Origin of the sequence: Micromonospora sp. DH14 (assembly GCF_029809455.1) — a bacterium.
GTDB lineage: Bacteria > Actinomycetota > Actinomycetes > Mycobacteriales > Micromonosporaceae > Micromonospora > Micromonospora parva.
In genome coordinates this window covers 234,433-258,556 of sequence record NZ_JARVKT010000002.1, presented here as the reverse complement: position 1 = coordinate 258,556, position 24,124 = coordinate 234,433, and the positions used below count along the sequence as shown (strand labels likewise).

20 protein-coding genes are annotated in these 24,124 nt (G+C 72.6%); 8 read left to right on the top strand and 12 right to left on the bottom strand.

The features are described 5' to 3' along the window. The first annotated feature begins 29 nt into the window (after positions 1–29). Together QCZ28_RS05360 and QCZ28_RS05355 are read left to right on the top strand one after the other, a co-directional pair. Complete coding sequence (locus QCZ28_RS05360) at positions 30–2,243, top strand: AAA family ATPase (protein WP_279515489.1); 2,214 nt, start codon at positions 30–32, stop codon at positions 2,241–2,243. A gap of 93 nt (positions 2,244–2,336) precedes the next feature. Beyond that, positions 2,337–3,269, top strand: a complete 933-nt coding sequence (locus QCZ28_RS05355) for a superoxide dismutase (RefSeq protein WP_279515488.1) — start codon at positions 2,337–2,339, stop codon at positions 3,267–3,269. Between the two features lie 50 nt (positions 3,270–3,319). Here the strand turns inward: QCZ28_RS05355 and QCZ28_RS05350 are convergent, their stop codons facing one another. From QCZ28_RS05350 to QCZ28_RS05320, 7 genes are all read right to left on the bottom strand, one after another. Continuing rightward, on the bottom strand, positions 3,320–3,829 hold the full coding sequence (locus tag QCZ28_RS05350) for a GNAT family N-acetyltransferase (protein WP_279515487.1): 510 nt from the start codon (positions 3,827–3,829) through the stop codon (positions 3,320–3,322). Between the two features lie 104 nt (positions 3,830–3,933). Next, positions 3,934–4,803 carry a hypothetical protein gene (locus QCZ28_RS05345; RefSeq protein ID WP_279515486.1) on the bottom strand — a complete coding sequence of 290 codons (870 nt, stop codon included), beginning with the start codon at positions 4,801–4,803 and terminating at the stop codon, positions 3,934–3,936. 135 nt (positions 4,804–4,938) lie between these two features. Beyond that, positions 4,939–5,367, bottom strand: a complete 429-nt coding sequence (locus QCZ28_RS05340) for a DUF3263 domain-containing protein (RefSeq protein ID WP_279515485.1) — start codon at positions 5,365–5,367, stop codon at positions 4,939–4,941. A gap of 104 nt (positions 5,368–5,471) precedes the next feature. Next, positions 5,472–6,488, bottom strand: coding sequence for an ABC transporter permease subunit (locus QCZ28_RS05335; RefSeq protein WP_279515484.1), 1,017 nt, complete (start codon positions 6,486–6,488; stop codon positions 5,472–5,474). Next, positions 6,485–7,495, bottom strand: coding sequence for an ATP-binding cassette domain-containing protein (locus QCZ28_RS05330; RefSeq protein WP_279515483.1), 1,011 nt, complete (start codon positions 7,493–7,495; stop codon positions 6,485–6,487). Before QCZ28_RS05330 ends, QCZ28_RS05335 begins: the two co-directional genes overlap by 4 nt. Before the next feature lie 19 nt (positions 7,496–7,514). Then, positions 7,515–8,915: an IS607 family element RNA-guided endonuclease TnpB gene (tnpB, locus tag QCZ28_RS05325; RefSeq protein ID WP_279515482.1), complete on the bottom strand. Its 1,401-nt coding sequence runs from the start codon at positions 8,913–8,915 to the stop codon at positions 7,515–7,517. A gap of 417 nt (positions 8,916–9,332) precedes the next feature. Beyond that, positions 9,333–10,118, bottom strand: coding sequence for a DeoR/GlpR family DNA-binding transcription regulator (locus QCZ28_RS05320; protein ID WP_279515481.1), 786 nt, complete (start codon positions 10,116–10,118; stop codon positions 9,333–9,335). A gap of 200 nt (positions 10,119–10,318) precedes the next feature. Between QCZ28_RS05320 and QCZ28_RS05315 the strand changes: the two genes are divergently transcribed. From QCZ28_RS05315 to nagA, 3 genes are read left to right on the top strand one after another with little or no spacing between them, the layout of a single operon-like run. Beyond that, positions 10,319–11,251, top strand: coding sequence for an SIS domain-containing protein (locus QCZ28_RS05315; RefSeq protein WP_030327832.1), 933 nt, complete (start codon positions 10,319–10,321; stop codon positions 11,249–11,251). Beyond that, on the top strand, positions 11,248–12,231 hold the full coding sequence (locus tag QCZ28_RS05310) for an ROK family protein (protein WP_279515480.1): 984 nt from the start codon (positions 11,248–11,250) through the stop codon (positions 12,229–12,231). The genes QCZ28_RS05315 and QCZ28_RS05310 overlap by 4 nt, the downstream gene beginning before the upstream one ends. After that, positions 12,228–13,337 carry an N-acetylglucosamine-6-phosphate deacetylase gene (gene nagA / locus QCZ28_RS05305; protein ID WP_279515479.1) on the top strand — a complete coding sequence of 370 codons (1,110 nt, stop codon included), beginning with the start codon at positions 12,228–12,230 and terminating at the stop codon, positions 13,335–13,337. The genes QCZ28_RS05310 and nagA overlap by 4 nt, the downstream gene beginning before the upstream one ends. A 207-nt stretch (positions 13,338–13,544) precedes the next feature. Here nagA and QCZ28_RS05300 read toward each other — a convergent pair whose 3' ends face one another. Continuing rightward, entirely contained in the window at positions 13,545–14,768 is a 1,224-nt protein-coding gene (locus QCZ28_RS05300) for a DUF4032 domain-containing protein (protein WP_051708113.1), read from the bottom strand. 120 nt (positions 14,769–14,888) lie between these two features. Between QCZ28_RS05300 and QCZ28_RS05295 the strand changes: the two genes are divergently transcribed. Continuing rightward, complete coding sequence (locus tag QCZ28_RS05295) at positions 14,889–15,626, top strand: phosphatase PAP2 family protein (RefSeq protein WP_347815089.1); 738 nt, start codon at positions 14,889–14,891, stop codon at positions 15,624–15,626. A 9-nt stretch (positions 15,627–15,635) separates the two neighbouring features. Continuing rightward, the gene (locus QCZ28_RS05290) at positions 15,636–16,871 is read left to right on the top strand and encodes an APC family permease (protein WP_279515477.1); all 1,236 of its coding nucleotides are present in this window, start codon (positions 15,636–15,638) and stop codon (positions 16,869–16,871) included. Between the two features lie 19 nt (positions 16,872–16,890). Here the strand turns inward: QCZ28_RS05290 and QCZ28_RS05285 are convergent, their stop codons facing one another. Genes QCZ28_RS05285 through QCZ28_RS05270 form a run of 4 tightly spaced genes read right to left on the bottom strand, consistent with a single transcriptional unit; the run spans position 16,891 to position 23,518 of the window. Continuing rightward, a complete protein-coding gene (locus QCZ28_RS05285) occupies positions 16,891–17,676 on the bottom strand; it encodes an ABC transporter permease (protein ID WP_279515476.1) in 786 nt (261 codons plus the stop codon). After that, a complete protein-coding gene (locus QCZ28_RS05280; protein WP_279515475.1) occupies positions 17,673–18,662 on the bottom strand; it encodes an ATP-binding cassette domain-containing protein in 990 nt (329 codons plus the stop codon). The genes QCZ28_RS05285 and QCZ28_RS05280 overlap by 4 nt, the downstream gene beginning before the upstream one ends. 30 nt (positions 18,663–18,692) lie before the next feature. Next, a complete protein-coding gene (locus tag QCZ28_RS05275; protein ID WP_279515474.1) occupies positions 18,693–21,542 on the bottom strand; it encodes a BTAD domain-containing putative transcriptional regulator in 2,850 nt (949 codons plus the stop codon). 26 nt (positions 21,543–21,568) lie between these two features. After that, on the bottom strand, positions 21,569–23,518 hold the full coding sequence (locus tag QCZ28_RS05270) for an NAD-binding protein (RefSeq protein WP_279515473.1): 1,950 nt from the start codon (positions 23,516–23,518) through the stop codon (positions 21,569–21,571). Between the two features lie 95 nt (positions 23,519–23,613). On the opposite strand from QCZ28_RS05270, the gene QCZ28_RS05265 reads away from it, so the two are divergent. Next, positions 23,614–24,102, top strand: a complete 489-nt coding sequence (locus QCZ28_RS05265) for an MSMEG_6728 family protein (RefSeq protein ID WP_279515472.1) — start codon at positions 23,614–23,616, stop codon at positions 24,100–24,102. Positions 24,103–24,124: the final 22 nt, after the last annotated feature.

Here is a 24,124-nt window from a genome sequence, read left to right as displayed (position 1 = left end):
GGTTGGCCGCGGGCGGCTACGGTCGGGCGGTGGCGCAACCCGACCTGACCCTGACGGCGAGCCTGCGGCCGGCGGCGCTGGACGCCCGACGGGGCATCGTGCGGCTGCACCCGGAGGCGCTGACCGCGCTGGGGTTGCGCCCCGGCGACCCGGTCCGCCTCGCCGGCCGCCGGGAGACGGCCGGCATCGCGGCGGCTGCCGGGCCGGGCGCGAGCAGCGCCCTGCTGTACGCCGACGACCTGACGTTGGGCAACCTGGGTCTGCGCGACGGCGGCCAGGTGCGGGTGAGCCCGGTGCCGTTGGTTCCGGCGAGCCGGGTCGTCCTGGCCGGGCCGGTGGGGGTCGTCGCGGCGGTCAGCCCGGAGATGCTCCGGCTCGCGCTGCTGGGCAAGGTGCTCACCGCCGGGGATGACGTGTCGCTGCTGCCGCAGGACGTGCTGCCGGACGCCTCGGTCCGCAGCCTGGTCGAGGCGGCACGGCACAGCCTCGCCAACACTGTGGGTTTCGCCTGGACCAGCACCCTGCTCAGCGTGGTCGCCGTCGAGCCGGCGGCCGGCGCGCTGGTCACCATGGGCACCGTGGTCGGTTGGCAGCACGGTGCGAGCACCCACGGCGGGCCTGCTGCTGGCGGCGCGGCGCCGGCCCGGCCGGGTGCGAGCGCCGACGCCGTTGCGCCGGACGACGCACCGGACGTGGACGAGTTGCCCGGGCTGCGGGCCCAGGCCGAGGAGCTGACCGAGCTGCTGGACCTCGGCTTCCACCACCGGGAGGTGCTGGGCCGGCTCGGCACCACCGTCTCGCTGGGGGTGTTGCTGGTCGGCCCGGCGGGTTCCGGGAAGGCGGCGCTGGTCCGGGCCGTGGCCGCCCGGGTCGGTGCCCGGTTGCACCCGCTCTGGGCCCCGGAGGTGGCGGCGCTGGCCAGTCAGTCCGCCGCCGAACGGTTGCGTGCCGCGGCGACGGCGGCCCTGACCGGCGGCCCGGCGGTGCTGCTGGTCACCGACGTCGAGGCGCTCGCACCCGCTGACGATCCCGGCCCGGTGGCGACGGTGTTCCGTCAGGTGCTCGCCGAGAGTGTCCGCGCGGGCGTCGCAGTGGTCTGCACCACCAGACGGCCGGAGACGGTCGACCCGGCACTGCGCGCGCCCGACCTGCTGTCGCTGCGGATCAGCGTCCCGCTTCCGGATCAGGCGCTGCGCCGCGAACAGCTCACCGTGCTGACCCGGCAGGTGCCGTTGGCCGACGACGTCCGGCTGGACGACGTGGCCGCGCGTACCCCCGGGTTCGTCGCGGCGGACCTGGCCGCGCTGGTCCGGGAGGCCGGGGTACGCGCGGCGCTGCGGCAGAAGTCCGCCGAGACGCCGACGGTGTCGATGGCGGACTTCACCGCCGCCCGGGAGGTGGTGCGGCCGACCACGATGGCGTCGTCCACCCTGGACCTGGCGTCGGTGACCCTGGACGACGTGGGTGGGCTGGACGAGGTCAAGCAGACCCTCACCGAGTCGGTGTTGTGGCCGCTCACCTACCCGGACACCTTCGCCCGGCTCGGCGTGCAGCCGCCGCGCGGTGTGCTGCTCTACGGGCCGCCGGGCTGCGGCAAGACCTACCTGGTCACCGCGCTGGCCGGGTCGGGGCGGGCCAACGTGCTGTCGGTCAAGGGCGCCGAACTGCTCTCCAAGTGGGTCGGCGAGAGCGAACGCGCGGTCCGGGAGCTGTTCCGTCGGGCCCGGGAGGCGGCTCCCACCCTGATCTTCCTGGACGAGGTGGACGCGCTGGCCCCGGTACGCGGTCAGGCCACCGACGGTGGCACCACCGACCGGGTGGTCGCCGCCCTGCTCACCGAGTTGGACGGGATCGAGACGCTGCGCAACGTGGTGGTGGTCGGTGCGACGAACCGGCCGGACCTGGTCGACCCGGCGCTGCTGCGGCCGGGCCGGTTGGAGCGGCTGGTCTACGTGCCACCGCCGGACGGGCCGGCCCGGGCGGAGATCCTGCGGGCCGCGTCCCGGCAGGTGCCGCTGGCACCGGACGTCGACCTGGCCGCCCTCGGCGGCGAGCTGACCGGCTTCTCGGCAGCGGACTGCGCGGCGCTGGTCCGCGAGGCGGCACTGGCCGCGATGCGCGAGTCGCTCGCCGCGGCCACCGTGACCGCCGGGCACGTGTCGGCGGCCCGGGCCCGGGTACGCCCGTCGCTCGACCCGGCCCAGGTGGCCTGGCTGGCCGCGTACGCCGCCGACCGGGAGTGATCTGACCAGCCCAACCTTTTGTCGCGCCCCGAACGTTCCTAGTACGTCACATTCCTCTGTGGAGTCATCCACTGCGACGTCAGGTGGTGTTCAGTGCGCAAGCGGCTCTCTCTTCTCCTCGTCCCCCTCGTGGCGGCGGCGGCACTGGTCTCGGTCGGTGCACCGGCGACGGCTCATCCGGCGAAACCGTTCCCGGCCCGGATCGCGCTGCCGGACGGGTTCACCCCGGAAGGGTTGACGATCGGCCGGGGCACCACCGTCTACGTGGGTTCCGTCCTGGATGGTGCCGTCTGGCGGGGTGACTTACGCACCGGGCGCGGCTCGGTGCTGATCCCCGGCACCCCGGGCACCGCCAAGGCGGGCATCAAGCTCGACGCGAAGGGGCGGCTCTGGAGTGCCGACTTCTTTGGCGGTGGGGCCAGCGTGTACGACCCGGGCAGCGGCGCCCGGCTGGCCCACTACCAGTTCACCACCGAAGCCAACACCCTGGTCAACGACATGGTGATCACCGAGCGGGCGATCTACTTCACCGACTCCGTCCGCCCGGTGCTGTACGTGGTGCCGCTGGGCCCGGGTGGTCGACTGCCGGCCCCGGACGCGTTCCGGGTGCTGCCACTCACCGGTCCGGGCGCGACGCCGGACGCGTTCAACAACGGGATCGTGGCACTGCCGAACGGCGACCTGCTGGTCGCGCAGATGCTGACCGGACAGCTGGTCCGCGTCGACCCGCGTACCGGCGGCAGCGCCCTGTTCGACCTGGGCGGCTACTCGGTGGACCGGGCCGACGGGCTGGTGCTGCGCGGACGCACCCTGCACGTGATCCGCAACCTGTCCAACGTCGTCGCGGTGGTCCGGCTGAATGCCGGGTACACCGCCGGGGTGGTGCAGCGGGAGATCACCGGCCCGCAGCTGCGGTCACCGGCCACCGGCGACCTGCTCGGTTCGGCGTTGTACGTGGTGAACGGCCGCTTCGACGTGGAGTCGACGCCGAGCACCGACTACGACATCGTCCGGCTGCCGGCCTGAGCCGGGACGGTCGGCGGCGGCCCTGCGGTCGCCGCCGGCCCAACGGCAGCTCAGAAGGTGGGCGGCGTCGAGTCGAGGCAGATCTCGGCGCGGATCTTGCCGTCGTCCTCGTGCAGTTTCGCGCCGCACTTCTCCAGGACGGCGACCGCACCGATGTTGTCCGGGGTGGTCTCGGCGACCACCACCCGCATGCCGGCCCGAGCGGCGGCGTTCAGCAGCTCCCGCAGGGCTGCCGCGCCGATCCCCTGCCCGCGTGCCGAACGGCCGAGCCACATCCCGGTCTCCACGGTGCCGGGATCGTCACAGCGCGTCATCCGCACCATGCCCATCACCTCGCCGCCGACGAGGATGGCGTACATCTGCGAACGGGTCGGGCCGTCCAGCCCGCTGAAGCTGGCCCGGTGGAACTCGCGGAACGCCTCGCGACGGGCGAGCGACCAGCCTGCCGGTGCCTCGACCGGGGGCATGACGTCGCCGGGCTCCGCCTCGGCCGCCGCTACGGAGAGCAACGGCTCCAGGTTTCGCTCGTCCACCGGCTCCAGCCGGACCGCACCCGCCACGTGCCGCAGTCTGCCGCCCTCATCGGGCGAAGTCCACCCCATTGGCCATCCACTGGCGGTCCGGACAGCGGTACCGGCCGGTCGGGCGGTATGGGTGTTCCACATCACGCTCCGTTGTCACCCGACCGGGTGTCGAACGCGCGAACCCCCGACTCGAACTCGCAGAACACCACCGACGCGTCGTCGGTGGACTTGTGCCGGCGCAGTCGGTCGGGGTGGTCGCGCTCGGCGTCCCGCACCCGGTCGATCAACGCGCCCGGACCGTCGACGCTCAGCAGGTCCAGCAGACCGGCCCAGTCGGTCAGACCGAACTGCTCCACCGCGCTGGACGCGCCGTCGCTGAGCAACGCCGCCCGCCGCAGCGCCCCCGGACCGTACCGGGGTGCGGTCCCGGTCACCGCGTGGAAGGCCGCGTCCGGGTCGGCGGCAGCCACCCAGTAGCCGTGGGTGCGGTTCATCCGCTCCCGCTGGACGCTCACGGCGTGCCGGAACCGGGTGACCGGGTCCGCCGCGCCGCCCGGCACGATCGCCACGGTCTCCCGCAGCTCCGTCATCGCCGCGTCCAACCGATTGTCGGTGATCACGCTGACCTGTCCGCCCGCGTCGAGGACCAGCGGGCTGTCGCAGAGCACCAGGTAGTCGACCTGGTCGCCGCAGTCCCGCAGGAGGCAGACCGTGCTGGACGGGGTGCCCGGATGGTCGAGGTCGCACCGACCGCCGTGGTCGGCGCGCACCGCAAGGATGGCAGCGGCCAGGTTGCTGGTCAGCCGGGCCGCCGGGCGTACCGCCTCGGCGACGCCGATCCGGGCGGCCAAATGCCGCACGTACCACTCGGGCCCGTGCACGCAGCCGGTGTCGAAGCCGTCCGGCACCGTCGCGCCGTCCAGGACACCGACCAGCGGGCCGAACCGGAAGACCAGATCCTCGTTGACCGGCCGTCCCGGGGCTGGCGTGGACGCGGAGCGTACCCGCATCACGGTTGCTCCCACCTGGGGTTGGTGCCCGTCACTGGTCGCTCCCTCCGTCGCCTCCGGCCACCCGCCAGCGGCCCCGGAGCGCTCCCCGCGTACCCCTTGGGCCTGGTGACATTCCTGCCCGAGCCGGCGGAGTCAGCGGCGGCGGTTGCGGGCGCGCGACGAGCGCAACCGGCGGAGTCGGCTGATCAGCACGGGGTCGGCGGCGAGGGCCGCCGGATTGTCCAGCAGACCGTTGAGCAGTTGGTAGTAGCGGGTCGACGAGAGCCCGAAGGTGTCCCGGACGGCCTGCTCCTTGGCGCCGGCGTGCCGCCACCACTGCTGCTCGAAGGCGAGGATGGCCCGCTCCCGCTCGGTCAACGCCGCCGCCGGGCCGACGGGCTGGACGTCCACCGGTTCGGCTGGCAGCGCCGAATCGTCAGCGGTCTCGACCGGCTCGACCGGCAGCGCCGGTTCGTCGGCGGTCTCGATCGCAGGAGCGGGCCGGGGAGTCGGAACGGTCTGGCCGACGCCACCCGGACGAGCGTCGGTGGACGGCTCCGGGGTGGTGGCGTCGGCGGACATTCGTTCAGCCTAGCCAGCCTGGGCCCGGGTCGCAGCAGCCGGCGCGGCGGTGCCCGCATGCCCGAAGGCCCCCGGCGGGTGCCGGGGGCCTTCGGGACCGAACGTCAGGAGATGTCGCGGCGGCGCATCGCCCAGAGCGCCGCCCCGAGGATCACCACCACTCCGACCGAGAGCAGCACGGAGGACTGCTGCCAGGTGATGTCCATCGTGGCCGGCTTGCACTCCCCGTAGTAGGTCGCGTTGCAGGCGTTCCAGTCCTGCAACGTGATCTTCTTGGTCATCCAGGCCAGCGCGTAGGTGGGCAGCAGCCAGGCCTCGGCGAACCGCACCCCCGCCATGGACAGCAGGATGCCCAGGCCGAACTGGCCGACCACCATCACCGCCACCACGCCACCGAGGGCCATCGCGGTGTGCCGCCCCAGCGAGGCGAGGGCGAAGCCGATGGTGGTGAGCACCAGCACCAGCGCCACGCCGCGTACGCCGGTGAGTACGAACGACTGCCAGACCCCCGAGGTCATCTTCTCGGTGCTGCCCCGGAACGTGGCGACCGCCCAGAACCCGGCGAACCACAGCACCGCGGCCGGAAGCGTCACCGCCAGGATGCCGGTGAGCAGCGCGGCCAGCTTGGTGAGCAGCACGGTGAGCCGCTTGGGCCGCCAGAGCAGCAGGTTCATCATGCCGCCGGTGCTCCACTCGGCGCCGACGAAGGACGCGCCGATGACGAACCCGACCAGGGCGAGGATCGCCGCGAACGGGATCAGCGTCTCGTCGAACGTCTCCTTGAAGTTGAACGTCGAGGGCAGGAACCACCTGGCCTCGATCTGGTCGCGGGGCGGCGGCGTGATCACCGAGCAGTCGTCCGGGTAGCGGCCGTCGCTCGGGGTGCCGGCCGCCTTGGCCTGCTCGCAGGCCGCGCGCTCCTGCTCGCTCCAGCGCACCTGCTCCTGGTACTGCTGGTCGGCCTGACGCTCGGCCCGAGCGAGCTGACCGGCGTCGATCTTCTGGTTGGTGAAGAACACCCCGACCACCACCGCGGCCAGCACCACGAGGCCGAGCAGCGTCATGTAACGGGTGAAGCGCCGCTTGCTGAGCCGGCGCAGTTCGGTACGAAGGAGGCTCACGCGCCCCACCCTCCCCCGGCGGGACCAGGCTGACCCGTCCCGCCGACCTTCATGGACTCGTCGACCTGCCGGTGCTGACCGGGGACCGGCGCGGTGGCGGTCAGTTCGAGGAAGACGCTCTCCAGGTCGACGGCGATCGGCGCCAACTCGCTGACGTAGAGGTTTTTCTCGGCGAGCAGCCGGGTCACCGACGCCGGCTTGTCGACGCCGGCCAGCATGAGGTGGTCGGGGTGACCGGTGACCCGGATCCCCGCCTGGGTGAGCACGTCGGTGGCGACCGGCAGGTCGCTGACCGCCTCCAGCCGGATCCGCACCGCACCGGACGAGTGCTGCGCGAGCACCTCGTCGACAGGGCCGAACGCGACCCGCCGGCCCAGCGAGATGATGGTGACCGAGTCGCAGATCAGCTGGATCTCGCCGAGGATGTGGCTGGACAGCACCACCGTCATTCCGGACTCGGCGAGGTTACGCATCAGCGTGCGCATCTCCCGGATGCCGCCCGGGTCGAGGCCGTTGGCCGGCTCGTCGAGGATGAGCAGCTTCGGGTTCTTCAGCAGGGCCGAGGCCACCGCGAGCCGTTGCTTCATGCCCAGCGAGTACGTCTTGACCCGCTCGCCGGCCCGGTCGCGCAGCCCGACGAGTTCCAGCACCTCGTCGACCCGGGTGGCCGGCACCTCGCCCGCCCCGGCCAGCAGGGAGAGCGTGTCCCGTGCGGTGAAGTGCGGGAAGAACTGCGGGCTCTCCACGATCGCGCCGACCTGGCCGGCGACGGTGGGCAGCGCGTCGGGGACCTCGTGCCCGAGCAGCACCATCCGGCCGCCGTCGGGTCGGATCAGGCCGAGCAGGGTACGCAGCGTGGTGGTCTTGCCGGACCCATTGGGCCCCAGGAAGCCGTGCACCTGCCCCGCGTCGACCCGCATGTCGAAGCCGTCGAGCGCGTTGCGGGTGCCGCGTCGACGACTCTTGTACGTCTTACGTAGACCTTCGATCTCCAGGACAGCCGGCAAGCTGCACCTCCGTTATCGATCAGTGCGCTTTGGTAAGCACACGATTGGTAGTCCCGCCTTGCGGTGGGACGGTCCCGGTCTGACCGGCGAACGCCGTGCCGGGAGGACGGTTCATCGCCACCTGCCCAGCGGCGAACTGGGTCTTACGGTCGGCTCCGCGTCCGTTCGAGCCTCGCGGCTGCGGGTGCACGGCCACTCCGGCACCGGTATTGCTGACGAGTGCCGCAAGGTTGCGGGCCGCGTTGTGGTCACGGTCCAAGCTCAGGCCGCACTCGTCACACGTGAGAGTTCGGACCCGCAGCGGCAGCTTGGCTTTCGCCGCGCCGCAGGCCGAACAGGTTTTCGACGACGGATACCAGCGGTCGGCTACCAGCAGCCGCCCGCCGTTCCAGGCCGTCTTGTAGCCCAGCATGGTTCGAATGGTGCCGAAACCGCAGTCGGATATTGCCTTGGCGAGCCTGCGGTTGCGGACCATCCCGGCCACGTTGAGGTCTTCCACCACCACCGTGCCGTATTCCACGGCAAGGCGGGTGGTGAGCTTGTGCAAACCGTCGCGGCGCAGGTTGGCCACCCGCCTGTGGGCGCGGGCTAGGTTGGATGCGGCGCGCTGCCACCGCCGCGAGCCCACGACGCGACCGGTACGGCGCTCGGGTCCTTGCCGCCGGGACATGCGCCGGGCGGCGCGTCGTAGCCGACGAGCGGCGCCGGCCAGGTGGCGCGGGTTGTCCACCACCTCGCCGGTGGACAACACCGCCAGGTGTCTGATGCCGACGTCCACGCCTATCGTTGACTTCGGTCGGGCCGGGCGACGGTCAGCCTTGTCGACCTCGCACGCGAACGATACGTACCAACGTCCCCCGGCACGCTTGACGGTGGCCGACAAGATCCGAGCGGTGCCGTTGTCGAGACGGCGGGCGAGCGTCCGGGCCGACTCGTGCAACCGCAGCACGCCGAGCCGCGGCAACGTCACATGCCGGCGGTCCCGCTCGACTCGGATGGCGCCGGTGGTGAACGTGCACGACAGCGTCTCGTGACGCTTGCCTTTGAATCGAGGGAACCGCACTGGCGGTCCCTTACGCTTGCCGGACTTGGAGTCACGCCAGGCGTCCAGGCCACGCACCAGGTTGCGGATCCCAGACGCGTACGCCTCCTTCGAGTTCTCCGCCCACCACGGCGCGACCTCGTACTTGGCTACGTTCCAACGCTTGCGCAGACCGGGAAGCGACCATGACACGAACGGGGTCAACTGGTCGCCGTTCAGCCCGTAGGACTTCTCCGCTTCCCGCTGGTCCAGCTGGGCCTTGATCAGGCCGAGCCCCCAATTGAACGCCTTGCGCGATGCACCCGCATGCGACGTCAGCGCACGCACCTGCGCCGGGCTCGGATCGAGCGCGAACCGGTACGCCTGGTTGACGATCACGTCGGATCCGTCTTCGTCGCCTCGACTGAACGGCAGATGCCGTTTGCCCGGGCTGCCTGCCAGGCCAGTTCCACTCTGTGCTCGGCGGACGGCACGCGGATATGCACCACGACCAACCCGGCGTTCGGGGCTGCGCCCGTCAGCGGCTCACCAACCATGAGGAGCCGGCCCAGCCGGTACGTGGGAACAGGCAACCTCCACGCCGCGTACTGCCGGCGCGCGGTCACGTACGAGACAACTGGTCACCGCCGCCCACTCCTTCAAAGTCACACCGGCCACTACTTGTCGTCCTACGCCGGCAACTGCCACCCCATCGGCGGGCATGACAGGCGACACCATACCCGGTATGCAAGCCAGCGTGTGCCCCTGTGGTCTCGACGCGCCGATCGCGCTAATTCATCGACGGAGCGTGACCGCTCAGGCGCAGATGACCTGCACCCCGGCGGTGCGGAACGCGTCCACGATCTCCGGCGCGGCACCGGAGTCGGTCACCAGCGTCTCCACCCGCTCGACCGGGCAGATCCGGGCGAAGGCGTGACCCCCCAGCTTGGACGAGTCCGCGATGATCACCACGCGCTTGGCGCGGGCCACCATAAGGTTGTTCATCGCCGCCTCCCCCTCGTGGTGGGCGGCGGCGCCGAGCTGCGGGTCGATCGCGTCCACACCGAGCAGGGCGACGTCCAGGGTGACCTCGCGCAGCAACGCCCCACCCAGTGGGCCGACCAGCTCGAACGACTTCGGACGCACCACGCCGCCGGCCACCACCACCTTCATCCGGGATCGGACCAGCAGCTCGTTGGCGATGTTCAGCGCGTTGGTCACCACGGTGAGCTGGGCGCCCTCGGCGCTGGTGTTCAGATCCGGGCGCACGGCGAGCGCCCGCGCCACCTCGGTGCTGGTGGTGCCACCGTTCAGGCCGACGACGGTGCCCGGCGTGACGAGCGCCGCGGCGGCCGCACCGATCCGCTGCTTCTCGGCCGAGTGCTTGGCCGTCTTGTACCGCAGCGGCAGGTCGTACGACACGCCGTTGGCGACCGCGCCGCCCCGGGTCCGCGTGATCATCTGCTGTTGCGCGAGCTGGTCGAAGTCACGCCGGATGGTGGCCTGGGAGACGTCAAGCCGCTCGGCCGCCGCCTCGACGCTGACCCGGCCGTTGTCGGTCAGCATTTCGAGCAGGGCGTTCCATCTGGCGTACCGGTCCACCGCGGGGGCCCTCCCAGCAACTGCACGGACGGTGATTGATTGCGTGCACACTAGTGCGCGAAACTAGGCTGGCGCAAAAGGCTGACCTGCGCGATCGATTGGTCGGTTGCCATGGTCACCTGCGTTCGCGCAGAATAACGCGCGAAATGCGGGTGTAACGAGCCGTATTGCGCACCGATCGGCCCTGCGAGGAGTTTCCCATGGCGTACGTGGACGCGGAGATCGCGAGCCAACCCGACTGCTGGCGGGAGGCGGCCAGGCTGGCCGAGGTCGTACGCGGTGACCTGCCGCGCCCCGGCGAGCGGGTCGCCGTCGTCGGTTGCGGCACGTCGTGGTTCATGGCGATGGCGTACGCGGCCCGCCGCGAGCAGGCCGGCCAGGGTGAGACCGACGCGTTCCAGGCGTCCGAGTTCCCCGCCGGCCGCCGCTACGACCGGTTGATCGCGATCACCCGCTCCGGCACCACCACCGAGGTGCTGGACCTGCTCGCCGCGCTGCGCGGGCACACACCCACCACCGTCATCGTCGGTGACCCGGCCTCCCCGGCGGTCGACCTGGCCACCGCCACCGTGACAATGCCCTTCGCCGACGAGCGATCGGTGGTGCAGACCCGCTTCGCCACCACCGCGTTGGCCCTGCTGCGGGCCCAGCTCGGCGACCCGGTGACCGCGCTCGCCGCCGACGCCGAGGTGGCGGTGCGATCCCCGTTGCCGATCGACCCGGCCACCATCGAGCAGGCCACCTTCCTCGGTCGGGGTTGGACGATCGGGCTGGCGCAGGAGGCGGCGCTGAAGTGCCGCGAGGCGGCCACCTTCTGGGCCGAGGCGTACCCGGCGATGGACTACCGGCACGGGCCCATCTCGGTCGCCGCGCCGGGCCGGCTGGTGTGGGCGTTCGGTGAGCTACCCGACGGGCTGCCCGAGGATGTGGCCGCCACCGGCGCGGCCTTCGTGCACAGCCGCACACACGGGTGGCGCACGGTGCTGGGCAGCTGGTCCGCCGGCCGCACGCCGGTCGACCCGATGGCCGACCTGATCCTGGCCCAACGCTTCGCGGTCGCGCTGGCGACCAGCCGGGGCCTCGACCCGGACGCGCCCCGCCACCTGACCCGGTCAGTGGTTCTCGCGCCATGACCGATGACCGCGTGGTCGTTGCGCTGGACGTCGGCGGCACCGGCATGAAGTGCGCAGTGGTCCGACCGGACGGCGTGGTGGTACGCGCCGAACGGCATCCCACCGACGCCGCGCGCGGCCCGGCCGCCGTGGTCGACACCATCCTCGACGTGGCCGAAGGGCTGGCCGACAAGGCCCGCACCGACGGGCTCACCCCGATCGCCGTGGGCATCGCCGTGCCCGGGGTGGTGGACGAGGCGCGCGGCGTCGCGGTCTGGTCGGCGAACGTGGGCTTCCGGGACGTACCGGTGCGGGACCTGGCGGTGGCGCGGCTCGGCCTGCCGACGGCGCTCGGCCACGACGTGCGGGTCGGTGGTCTCGCCGAGGCCCGGCTCGGTGCCGGACGCGGCAGCGGGCACGTGTTGTTCGTGGCGATCGGCACCGGCATCGCCGCCGCGCACGTCGTCGACGGCACGGCCGCCGTCGGCGCCCACGGCGCCGCCGGGGAGATCGGCCACATCCTGGTCCGGCCCGGCGGTCCGCGCTGCGGCTGCGGTCGTCCGGGCTGCCTGGAGGCGGTCGCGTCGGCCGCCGCGATCGGCCGCCGCTACGCCGAACTCGCCGGGCAGAGCGCCGACGCCTCGGTGACGGCGGCGGAGGTGGCTGAACCGCCGGTAACGGCGGCCGAGGTGGCCCAGCGGGCCGCAACCGGCGAACCGCTCGCCGGCCAGGTCTGGCAGGAGGCGATCGACGCGCTCGCCGACGGTCTCGCCAGCGGGCAGGCGCTGTTCGACGTGGCGACGATCGTGCTGGGCGGCGGCCTGGCCCAGGCCGGAGATCGGCTGCTCACCCCGCTGCGGGCGGCCATGCGGGAACGAATGACCTTCCACCGGGAGCCGCACCTGGTCGCGGCAGCCCTCGGCGACGAGGCCGGTTGCCTCGGTGCCGCTCTGCTCGCCCTGGACGCCGTGGGTGTCCGTGACCATCAGGAGAAGCGATGACCGTACGGGTGGACGGCCGAGTGGTGACCCCGACCGGAGTCATCCGACAGGGCTGCGTCGAGTGGGACGGGGATCGGATCACGGCGGTGGCCGAGTATCCGTCGGTGCGCGACGGGCACTGGATCCTGCCCGGCTTCGTCGACATGCACACGCACGGCGGGGGCGGCCACACCTTCACCACCGGGGACGCCGACGAGGCCCGCGCGGCGGCCGGCTTCCACCTGAGCCACGGCACCACCACCCTGCTGGCCAGCCTGGTCAGCGCTCCTTTCGCGCTGATGCGGTCGGCAACCGAGGCGTTCGCCCCGTTGGTCGAGGAGGGCGTGTTGGCGGGGGTCCACTTCGAGGGGCCGTACCTGTCGGCCGCCCGCTGCGGCGCGCAGAACCCCGAGTACCTGCGCGACCCGTCGACCGACGAACTGTCGGAGCTGATCGAGCTGGGCCGGGGCGCGGTCCGGATGGTCACCCTCGCCCCGGAGCGCGACGGCGCGCTGGAGGCGATCAAGCTGCTCACCGCGCAGCGGGTGGTGGCCGCGGTGGGCCACACCGACGCCACGTACGAGCAGACCCGCGCCGCGGTCGCCGCCGGCGCCAGTGTGGGCACCCACCTGTTCAACGGGATGCGGCCGGTGCACCACCGCGAGCCGGGACCGGTGGTGGCGTTGCTCGACGCGCCCACAGTGATCTGCGAGCTGGTCGCCGACGGGGTGCACCTGCACGACGGCATGCTGACCTTCGTCACGGCGACCGCCGGGCCGGATCGCGCCGCGCTGATCACCGATGCGATGGCCGCCGCTGGCATGTCCGACGGTGAGTACGAGTTGGGCGGCCAGGCTGTCACCGTCGCCGACGGGGTGGCCCGACTCGCCCGCGACGGCGCGATCGCCGGCAGCACGCTGACCATGGACGCCGCGCTGCGGCACGCGGTGAACGCCGGAATCCCGATCGCCGACGCCGCCCGGATGGTGGCCACCACCCCGGCGCGGGCCATCGGCCTGGGCGACCGGGTGGGCGCCCTTCAGGTGGGCCTGCGCGCCGACCTGGTGGTGCTCGACGACGACCTCAACGTGGTGCGGGTGCTGCGCGGCGGCTCCTGGGTGGAGTGACGCGCCCGGTGGCCCATGGCCGCAGGCTGCCCGCCCGCGGCCAGCCCCACAGTGCACCTGGAGGGCCTTTGGAGCTGAATCGTTTGCGGCATCAGCTCCACAGGCAGCGGCTTGGATAAGTCCGGCCGCCGAGCAGACCAGCAACCGTCTGAACGAGCCGGCCCCGCAGGCCAGGAACAACCAGACCAGGAACAACCGGGCCGGGCCTCAGCTCAGGCTGGCGACTTCCACGCCGAGGACGGCCTGCTCGTCGGGGCGGTGCACCAGCACGTCGGACAGGTACGACTGGACCGCGTGGCGCATCCCGACGTCCCGGCCGGCCTGCTCGGAGAGCAGCCACTTGTGCTCGATGATCTGGGCGAACAGCTCCTGCGGCTCCAGCTTGCGGCGCAGGTGCGTGGGGACGGCCCGAACCACCGGCTCGAAGACCTCGGTGAGCCAGCGGTGCGCGGCCTGCTGCTCGTCGATCAGGTCGCTCTCCGCCCGGTAGGCGTCCAGGTCGTTGAGCAGCTTGCGGGCCTGGTTCTCCTCGGCGTCCAGCCCGGTCAGCCGCAGCAGCCGCCGGGTATGGTAGCCGGCGTCGACGACCTTCGGCCGAACCAGGAAACGTCCGCCGTCGATGGACGACATGGCTACCTCGGCGACGTCGAAGCCCAGCTCGTTGAGGCGGCGGATCCGACCCTCGATGTCGTGCCGGGCCTCCCGCTCGATGGCCTGCTCGTAGGTGATCTCGTGCCAGAGCCGCTCGTAGCGCTGCACGACCTCCTCGCAGACCACCTCCGGGTCGATGGACTCGTGCAGCAGGCCGGCGGCCTGCAGGTCCAGCGCCTCACCGAAGATGTTCACCCGGGCGATCTCCAGGTCCTCACCGCGCTGCCCGTTGGAGAGCGAGTTGTGCAGGGCACCCGTCTCGGCGTCCACCAGGTAGGCGGCGAAAGCGCCGGCGTCCCGCCGGAACAGCGTGTTCGACAGCGAGCAGTCACCCCAGAAGAAGCCGGTCAGGTGCATCCGCACGATCAGGGCGGCGAGCGCGTCGAGCAGCCGGCTCATCGTCTCCGGCCGAAGGGTGTGCGAGAACAGCGCTCGGTACGGCAGCGAGAACTGCAGGTGCCGAGTGATCAGCACCGATTCGAGCGGCTCCCCGTCCTCGGTCTGCCGGTCGGCGACGACCGCCACCGCCTCGACCGACGGAAAGTCGATCCGCTCCAGGGCCCGGAGCAGGTCGTACTCCCGCTCGGCGATCCGCTCGCGGGTCTCCTTGAACGCGTACACGTAGTCGCCCAACCGGACGAACCGGACGATGTGCCGGGAGATGCCCTGCGGCAGCGCGACCAGGTGTTGGGCAGGCCACTCCTCCAGCGGCGTCGACCAGGGCAGGTCGAGCAGCGCCGGGTCCACGAGGGCAGACGTGATCCGCACGGGCACAAGCATGACGCCTCACCCCCGGTATCCGCTCCTGATCGTGGTTGGGCCCACAGCGCCATACATCCCGGCCTCGCACCGGGCCGGTAGCGTGGTCGCGTGCTCAAACCCACGGGTGTACGACGTGACCTGCGGCTACGGCCCGTCCGCCCGGCCGGCTGGTGGTTCGACGCCCTCCTGCTGGCCGCCCTGGCCGGATTGACCGTCGCCCTCGCCGCCGATCAACTCTTCGGAGTGGACCGGGCGGTCGCCGACTGGGCCGACGGGCACCGGCCGGCAGCCGCGTACTGGGTGGCCCGGGTGCTGAACTTCCTCGGCCAGGGCACCCCGCTGACCCTGATAGGCGTCGGGCTGGGAGTGCTGCTGGCCGTTCGGCTGCGGTCGGTGCGGCCCATCCTGCTGCCGGTCGTCGGATTCGTGATCACCACCTTCACGATCGGTCCGCTCAAGGTCTGGACCGCGCGGACGGCGCCGAGCGCCAGCATCAAGGAGCCGTTCCTGCCACCCGAGCAGACCCTGCCGCTGTTCCACGACGACCTGCCGGTCCGATTCGCCCAGTCCTACCCGTCGGGGCACGTCGCCAACGCCATCGTCTGGTACGGCGTCATCGCACTGCTGCTCGCCCCGCTGGCCCGCAGCTTCGGCCGGCACCTACCGGCACGACTCGTCATCGTGATCCGCATCGTGCCGCCGCTGGTCGTTCTCACCACCACCACCTACCTGGGCTGGCACTGGCTGACCGATTCGGTGGCGGGGCTGCTGCTGGGGCTGTTCCTGGACCGGCTGCTGCACCGGGTGCCGTGGGACGATCTGCCGCTCCCCGGCCGGCTACGCGAATGGGACCGACCGTTCACCTCGTACCCCTAGGTTTGGCCTGTGAATCAACTGGCGCGGCGACTGGGCGTACCCGATGCGGTTGTCATCGGGTTGGGCTCGATGCTCGGCGCGGGCGTCTTCGTGGTCTTCGGCCCGGCCGCGGCGGCGGCCGGCGGCGCCGGCCTGCTGCCGGCGCTGGTGCTGGCCGGCTTCGTCGCCTTCTGCAACGCGACCAGTTCGGCGCGGCTGGCCGCCCGGTACCCCGAGTCCGGCGGCACCTACGTCTACGGGCGGGAACGCCTCGGGCCGTTCGCCGGGTTCCTGGCCGGCTGGGGCTTCGTGGTCGGCAAGACGGCCAGCTGCGCGGCGATGGCGTTGACCATCGGGGCGTACCTGTGGCCGGGCCAGGCCCGGCTGGTGGCCGCCGCCGCGGTGCTCGCGGTGACCGCGGTGAACCTGCGCGGCATCGGCAAGACCGCCGCCGTGACCAGGGCGTTGGTCGCGCTGGTGCTCGCGGTGCTGGCCCTCGTCACCGTCGTCGGCCTGCTGGGCGGGCCGGTGCACCTGGACCGGCTCGGTGAGAGCGGCGGTTCGGCGCGGGGTGTGCTCACCGCCGCCGGCTTGCTGTTCTTCGCCTTCGCCGGGTACGCGCGGATCGCCACGCTCGGCGAGGAGGTCCGCGACCCGCAGCGGACCATCCCGCGTGCGGTGCCGCTGGCGCTCGGGGTGGTGCTCGCGATCTACCTGGTGCTGGCCGTGGTCGCGCTGGGTGTGCTCGGCGCCGACCGGTTGGCCGCTTCCGCCGCGCCCCTGGTCGACGTGGTGACCGCCGCCGGGCTGCCCGGCCTGGCGTGGGTGGTCCGCGCCGGTGCGACCATCGCCGTCGTCGGAGTGCTGCTGTCCCTGGTCGCCGGGGTCGGCCGGACCACCCTCGCGATGGCCCGCCGGCACGACCTGCCCGGTGCGCTGGCCGCCGTGCACCAGGTGCACCAGGTGCCGCGCCGGGCCGAACTGGCGGTCGCCGCCGTGGTGATCGTGGTGGTGCTGCTCGGCGACGTACGCGGCGCGATCGGCTTCTCCAGCTGCACGGTGCTGGTCTACTACGCGATCACCAACGCGGCGGCGCTCACCCTCGGCCGGGACCCGGACCGGCGGCTGCCGGTCCAGGTCCTCGCCGCTCTTGGTCTGGTCGGCTGCCTGCTGCTCGCTGTCAACCTGCCGCTCAGCAGCGTCCTCGCCGGATTCGGCGTGCTCGCCGTCGGCGCGGCCGTCTACGCGCTGCGGGCCCGCCGCTGACCCCCGGTCACGTCACCGGTCAGCGACTCAACCGCCGGTAGCGGCGCACCGCCAGCGGGGCGAAGATCGCGATCAGCAGCACCGGCCACAGCACCGCCAGCAGCATGGCGTGCTCCGCCGGCCAGGAGTCGCCGCCCAGGCCCGGGTTGCCGAACAGTTCACGGATCGCCGCGACGGTGGCCGACAGCGGGTTCCACTCCGAGATCGCACCGATGACCGACGGCATCAGCTCGGGCGACACGAAGACGTTCGATATCGCGGTGAGCGGAAACGCGGCCGGGAAGACGATCACGCCGACCGTGTCCGGGTTGCGGACCAGCAACGCCAGGTAGATCCCGACCCAGGTGATCGCGACCCGGAGCAGCAGGAGCAGCACGACGGCGAGCAACGCCTTGCCCACCCCGAGTCGCCACTGCCACCCGACGAGCAGGCCACAGACCAGCAGGGTGGACATCTCCAGCAGCGCGCGCAGCAGGTCAGCCGCGCTGCGACCGGTCATCAGCGCGGAGCGGGCCATCGGCATCGACCGGAACCGGTCCACGACGCCCCGGCTGAGGTCCAGCGCCACGCCCGTCGCGGTGGCGCCGAGTCCGTACAGCATGGTCATCACGAAGACGCCGGGCAGCAGGAACTCGCGGTAGTCGCCACCGCCGGCCACCTGCATGCCGCTGCCGAACACGTACCCGAAGACCAGCACGAACATGATCGGCAGGGAGAAGTAGAGGATCAGCTCCTCCGGCGCGCGGACCACGTGGAGCATGTTCCGCCGGGTCATCGTCCAACCGTCGGTGATCGCGGTGGTCATGCCACTCCCGCCTTTCGTCCGGCGCCGACGGGCTCGCCGGTCTCGTCGGGCCGGTGCCCGGTCAGGTACAGGAACGCCTCGTCCAACGTGGCGCGCCGCAGACCGATGTCCTCGACAGCGATCCCGGCGTCGTCCAAAGCCCGCACCACGTCGACCAGCCCGGCGACCCGGTCGGCCACCGGGACGCTGAGCCGCCGGATCTCCGGATCGACAGCGGGCTCCACACCGCAGATCGGCGCGACGACATCGGCGGCCCGGGTCACGGCGGCGGGGTCGCGGACCACCACCTCGATCCGGTCGCCGCCGGTCATCGACTTCAGCTCGTCCGGCGTCCCCTCGGCGACCACCCGCCCGGTGTCGATGACCGAGATCCGGTTGGCGAGCTGGTCGGCCTCCTCCAGGTACTGCGTGGTGAGCAGCACCGTGGTCCCCTCCGTGACCAGGCCCCGGACCAGGTCCCACACCTGGTTGCGGCTGCGCGGGTCCAGGCCGGTCGTCGGCTCGTCGAGGAAGAGCACCCGGGGGGTACGGATCAGGCTGGCGGCGAGGTCCAGCCGTCGGCGCATCCCGCCCGAGAACTCGCCCGCGGACCGATTCGCCGCCTCGCTCAGCCCGAACCGTTCCAGCAGCTCGTCGGCGCGTCGACGGGCTGCCCGTCGGCCGAGCCGGAACAGCCGGCCGAACAGTTCCAGGTTCTGCCGACCACTGAGGGTCTCGTCGACCGCGGCGTACTGCCCGGTCAGCCCGATCCGGGCGCGCACCTCGTCGGGCTGGCGCAGCACGTCGTACCCGGCCACGCTGGCGGTGCCGGTGTCGAAGCGCAGCAGCGTGGTGAGGATCCGTACCGCCGTCGTCTTGCCCGCGCCGTTGGGGCCGAGCAGCCCGTACACGGTGCCGGACGGCACGGCCAGGTGGAAGGTGTCCAGCGCGCGGGTGGGGCCGTAGCGCTTACCCAGCCCTTCGGCCACCACGTCGAATGTCGTCATGCCCCCACCGTGCGGTGGCTCGCTGACGAATCACGCACGCTCCGCTGACGGTGGCGCACCGGGGCCGGCCTTCTCCGCCTCGGTGATCTGTTCGAGCACGAACATGATCTCCGTTCGGGTGGCGTCGCCGACGTACCAGCCGGTGAGTCCGCCGGTCAGCGCCGCTTCGCAGAACCGCCTCGCCTCGGCCAGGTCACCGCGCAGCCGGGCCACCTGGGCGAGGCCGAGCCGGGCGCTGGAGACGAACTCCGGTGCGCCGCTGCGCTGCGCGAGGAGCAGGGCGGCGGCGAAGTCGTCGCGCGCCGCGCCGAGGTCACCGGCGCGCAGCCTGATCTCGCCCCGGGTACGCAGCATGTCGGCCTGGTCGACAGTCGACTCGAGTTCCTCGGCCAACAGCATGGCCTGGTCCATGTGGGCGCCCGCCGCTTCCGGATCATCGCGCCAGGCGGCGAGTTCGCCGAGCACGCCCAGCGTGATCATGCACCCCCAGCGGTCCCCGGCCTGCCGGAAGCCGTCGAGCGCGGTGCCCAGTGCTGTCGCGGCCTGGTCCCACCGGCCACTCCACATCTGCGCCGAGCCGCTGCCCATCGCGCCCAGCGCGTTGATCCACACGTCGGAGCCGACCAGCCGCCGCAGCTCCCGCATCAGCTCGTTGACGTGCTCGGACCCGCCGGACGGCGGTCCGGCCGAGATCCCGGACAGATACAGCAGGAAGGGTTGCCGGGGCGGCCGGTCGAGACTGCTGATGACGGACCGCTGCGTCGTCAGCGAGTCCAACGGCCCCGACCCACCGAGCGAGGCGTTGTAGACACAGAGCGTGTACTCCTCGCGCAGCCCCGCAGGCGCTTCGGGGCCGAGCACACCGAGGACGTCGGCCGCCAGCCGGGCCCCTTCCCCGCGCATGCCGCGCAGCCACCAGTAGAACGACAGGGCGGCGACCATCCCGGCCGCGTCGGACGCGTCACCGGCGGCCGTGGCCCGGCGCATCGCCGCGTGCAGGTTGTCCCGCTCGGCGTCGAGCAGTCGCAACCAGTGCAGCTGTTCGGCGCGCCGGAGGTGGTCGCTGGCGGTCCAGGCGAACTCCAGGAAGTACGCGGTGTGCGCCCGACGCAGGTCGTCGGCCTCGCCCGCGTCGGCGAGACGCTCGGCGCAGAAGGCCCGCACGGTCTCCAGCATCCGGTACCGGCCGCCGGACATCTCCACGAAGGATTTGTCGACCAGGCCGGTCAGCGCGTCCACGAACTCCCCGCCGGGCAGGCCGCAGACCCGTTCGGCCGCTTCCAGCGTCGCGCCGCCGGCGAAGACGGTCAGCCGGCGGGCCAGTCGGCGTTCGGCGTCGCCGAGCAGGTCCCAGCTCCACTCGACCACGGCCCGCAGTGTGCGGTGCCGGGGCGACGCCGCCCGGCTGCCCATCGACAGCAGCCGGAACCGGTCGTCGAGGCGGGCGGCCACCTCGGCGACGGGCAGCGCGCGCAGCCGGGCGGCGGCCAGCTCGATCGCCAACGGCAGGCCGTCGAGGGTGCGGCAGATCCGCAGCACCGTGTCGACATTGGCAGCCGTGACGGTGAAGTCGGGTGCGACGTCGGTGGCCCGCTGGGCGAAGAGGCGGACGGCGGCGTACTCGGCGGCGTTCAGCGCGGACGCGCCCGGCGGTGGCACCGTGAGCCCGGAGAGCGGGCACAACGCCTCACCGGCCAGCCCGAGCGGTTCGCGACTGGTGGCCAGCACCCGCAGCGCCGGGCACGCGCCCAGCAACCGGGCGACCAGCCGGGCGGCGTCGGCGATGACGTGCTCGCAGTTGTCGAGCACCAGCAGCAGCCGCCGCTCGGCGAGCGCCTCGACCAACCGGTCGGTGGGGTGCCGGCCCGGCTCGGCGGAGGCGCGCAGACCCGCGTCGCGCAGGCCGAGCGCGCTCAGCACCGCCTGCGGTACGTCCGCACCGTCGGCCAGCCCGGCCAGTTCGACGAAACGGACCTCCCCGTCGACGTGACCGGCAGCCTCGATCGCCAGGCGCGTCTTGCCCGCGCCGCCGGGGCCGGTGAGGGTGACGAGCCGGCGCTCACCGAGCAGTTCGCCGACGCGCTTGAGTTCCTCCTCCCGCCCGACGAAGGTGGTGAGCTGACCGGGTAACACCGGTTGGGCGGACCCGCGTTCCGCACCGCGCAGCACCGCCAGGTGGATCGCGGCCAGCTCCGCCGACGGGTCGACGCCGAGCTGCTCGGCCAGGGTCTGCCGGGCGTCCTCGAACTCGGCCAGCGCCTCCGCCGGCCGACCCACCGCGGCCAGTGCCCGCATGAGCTGACCGCGCGCCCGCTCCCGCAACGGATGCGCGACCACGAACTCCCGTAGCTCCGCGACCAGCGCGCCGTCCGCGCCCGACGCCAGGTCCGCCTCGACCCGGTCCTCGATCGCGGCCAGCCGCAGCTCGTCCAACCGGGCCGCCTGCGCGGGCGCGCCCGGCACGTCGGCCAGGGCGGGGCCACGCCACAGCTCCAACGCCTCACGCAACACGGCCGCCGCCCGGGGCCAGTCGCCGTCGACGAGCGCGCGGCGTCCCGCCTCGGCAAGTCGCTCGAACCGGTACGCGTCGACGTCCTCGGGGTCCACGGCGAGGCGGTAACCGGCCGGGTGGAACTCGACCGGGTTCTGCTCGGCGGGCAGAGCCTGACGCAGGCGCGACACCTGGGACTGAAGTGCGTTCGCCGCGCCCCGGGGCGGGTGCTCGCCGTACAGGCCGTCGATCAGCCGTTCAGCGGAGACCACCCGGCCCGCGTCGAGCAGGAGGAGCGCCAGCAACGCGCGCAGCCGAGGGCCGCCCACGGGAATCTCGCGCCCGTCGGCCAGCAGCACCCGGGTCGTCCCCAGGATGCGGAAGCGCATGCAATGGATTGTCGCTCCCGAACTCGTCAGCCGAGCCGCCGGTGGTCATGATCGTGGTCGGCGAGGAAGACGCCCTCGGCGGGGGCAACGGGATGCGACGCGCCGGGCGCCGACGCGGCGACCCCGGGGTCAGTGGGGCCCGGCACCGGAGAGGGCGTCGTCGTTGGGGTGTGCACCCCGCCGTGGACCGGCCCGACCGGTCGGGGGACCGGGCCCGGGTGGGCGGGTGGGGCGCACTGCCGGGTCAGCCAGTCCAGGCCGCGCCGCCGGGCGACAACGGTCAGCCGGTCGCCCGCGAAGATCACCTGCCGGGGGTCGAGGTCCTTCCACCAGATCGTCTTGGCACCGCCGGCCGGGGTGCGGGCGATCAACCGGACCTGCCCGTCCCGGTTGACCACGTCCAGCGGCCGGCCGTCCAACTCGGAGCCGGCGGCGACCGGCACCTCGGCTACCGGCAGCGCGTGCCTGTCGACCGGGATCGTGGTGATCACCGCCCGTTCGGTGAGGGCCCCGATGAAGGCCGGTGCGGCCAGGTAGGAGACCGACCGGGACACCCCGAGGGCGAAGGTCTCCTCCACCCGCTCGGCGAAGTCACCGTCGAAGAACCGCAGCACCACCCGCAGGTCGTTGCGGAGGTCGCGGGCGGCGAGCGCCGCCTCCAGGTTGGCCACGTCGTCGGTGGACGCCACCACCAGCGCCTGACAGTCGCCCACCGACGCGGCGACGAGCGTCTCCGGCAGTGCGGCGTCGCCGACGATGAGCGGCACCTCCAGTTGGCGGGCCAGTGCCGCGCCGCGCGGCTCCGGGGACTTGTCGATCGCCACCACCTCGACGTCGTACTCGCGCAACTGCGCCATCACCCGGGTGCCGACGTTGCCCAGGCCGATCACCACGACGTGCCCGACCCGCGCCGGTTGCAGCCGGCCGGTGTGCAGCGCCAGCCGGGCGTTGACGATGCCGTCCACCACGACCGCGGTGATCAGCGGGATCAGCGCCAACCCGGCGAGGTTGAGCACCACCTGCATGATCTGCGCGTCCGGTGGCTTGGTGGTGTCCGGGTCGGCGCCGCTGAGTGTCGTGACCAGCGTCAGGTACAACGCCTCCACCGGGGAGACGTCCTCGGCCCGGGAGATCAGCGCCCCCAGCACCGCGATCAGCGCGAGCACCAGCATCACCGCGATGCCGATCTTGCGGGTGGCGAACCCACGTACGGCCCGCATCAACACGGCGACCGGGCGACGCCGCCGACGGGCCCGGACCAGCCGACGGGCGGCGACCTCGGTGCCCGGGGGCTGCCCGGTCGCCTCAGCGAGCACCAGGTCCGCGCCGGCCTGCTCGGCGGGCAGCAGCTCCACGCCCTGCGCCTCGGTGAGGTGGGCCAACGCGCAGACCACGTCCTGCGGTCGGACGTCGGCTCGCCGCGCCACCCGCAGCGTCTTGTCCCGATGCTGGAACGAGCTGGGGTCGACCTCGTTGAGCGCGGCGGCCACGAAGGCCGGCGCGGCCATCTCGGCGTCGGAGAGCACCTCGACCGGTGCCTTCAGCAGCTTGCGGACGCCGTCGGCGAGGGTGCCGTTGAACATCCGCAGCACCTGACGGACCCGCTGGTCGACGGCCTGCGCGCAGAGCGCGGCGTGCAGGTTGCCGACGTCGTCCTGGTTCAGCAGGGCCAACCCGGCAGCCCCGGCCAGACCGGCGGCCTCGAAGGTGTCCACGTCCAGCCGGTCCGAGCGGACCACCCGGACCCCACGCAGCCCGGCCACGTCCGGCCCGTTGCTGCGGTAGCGCTCCGGCACCACGACGGTGACCCGGGCCCCACCCACCGGCAGCTCGGATTCCAGCATCGCCCGGGCCACGTAGTAGGCGAGCGCGTCCTTCCCGCAGATCACGTAGTGCGGTCTCGGATCCCCGGCAGAACGCAGTCGCCAGTTCCACTCGACCGCCCGTCGCGCCCGGTCCCGCCACGGCTCCGCCATGCCCGGATCGTAATCAGCACGGCCACGGTGGGCGACCCCGTCCGGATCATCCCGTGACCAGGTATGTCCTCCGCAGCGACGGGTAGAGCAGCGACATGCAGACGTTCCTCCCGTACCCGGGCTTTCTGGCCAGCGCCCGCACGCTGGACCAGAAGCGGCTGGGCAAGCAGCGGGTGGAGGCCATCCAGGTGCTGCGCGGGCTCACCCGACCCGGGTACGGCTGGCGCAACCACCCGGCCGTGAAGATGTGGGCCGGGTACGAGGAGGCGCTCGTCCGCTACGGGTTGGACATGTGCGCGGTCTGGACCGAGCCGGGGCGGGCCGACACCTGTGCCACCACGATGACCGTCGACCTCGCGGCCGCCTGTGGGGCCGGTGTCATCCGGACCCAGGACGAGCTGGCCGAGGCCGGTGAGCTGCCACCCTGGCTGGGCCGCGACGACCTGCACCTGAGTCACCGTTCGTCGCTGCTGCGCAAGGACCCGGCGCACTACCGCCCGCTGTTCGGCGACGACGTGCCAGACGATCTGGAGTACGTCTGGCCCGCCTCCGACCGCCCCCGCCGATGCCTGCCCACCGACTAGCGCTCTGAACAGGCCGTTGGGC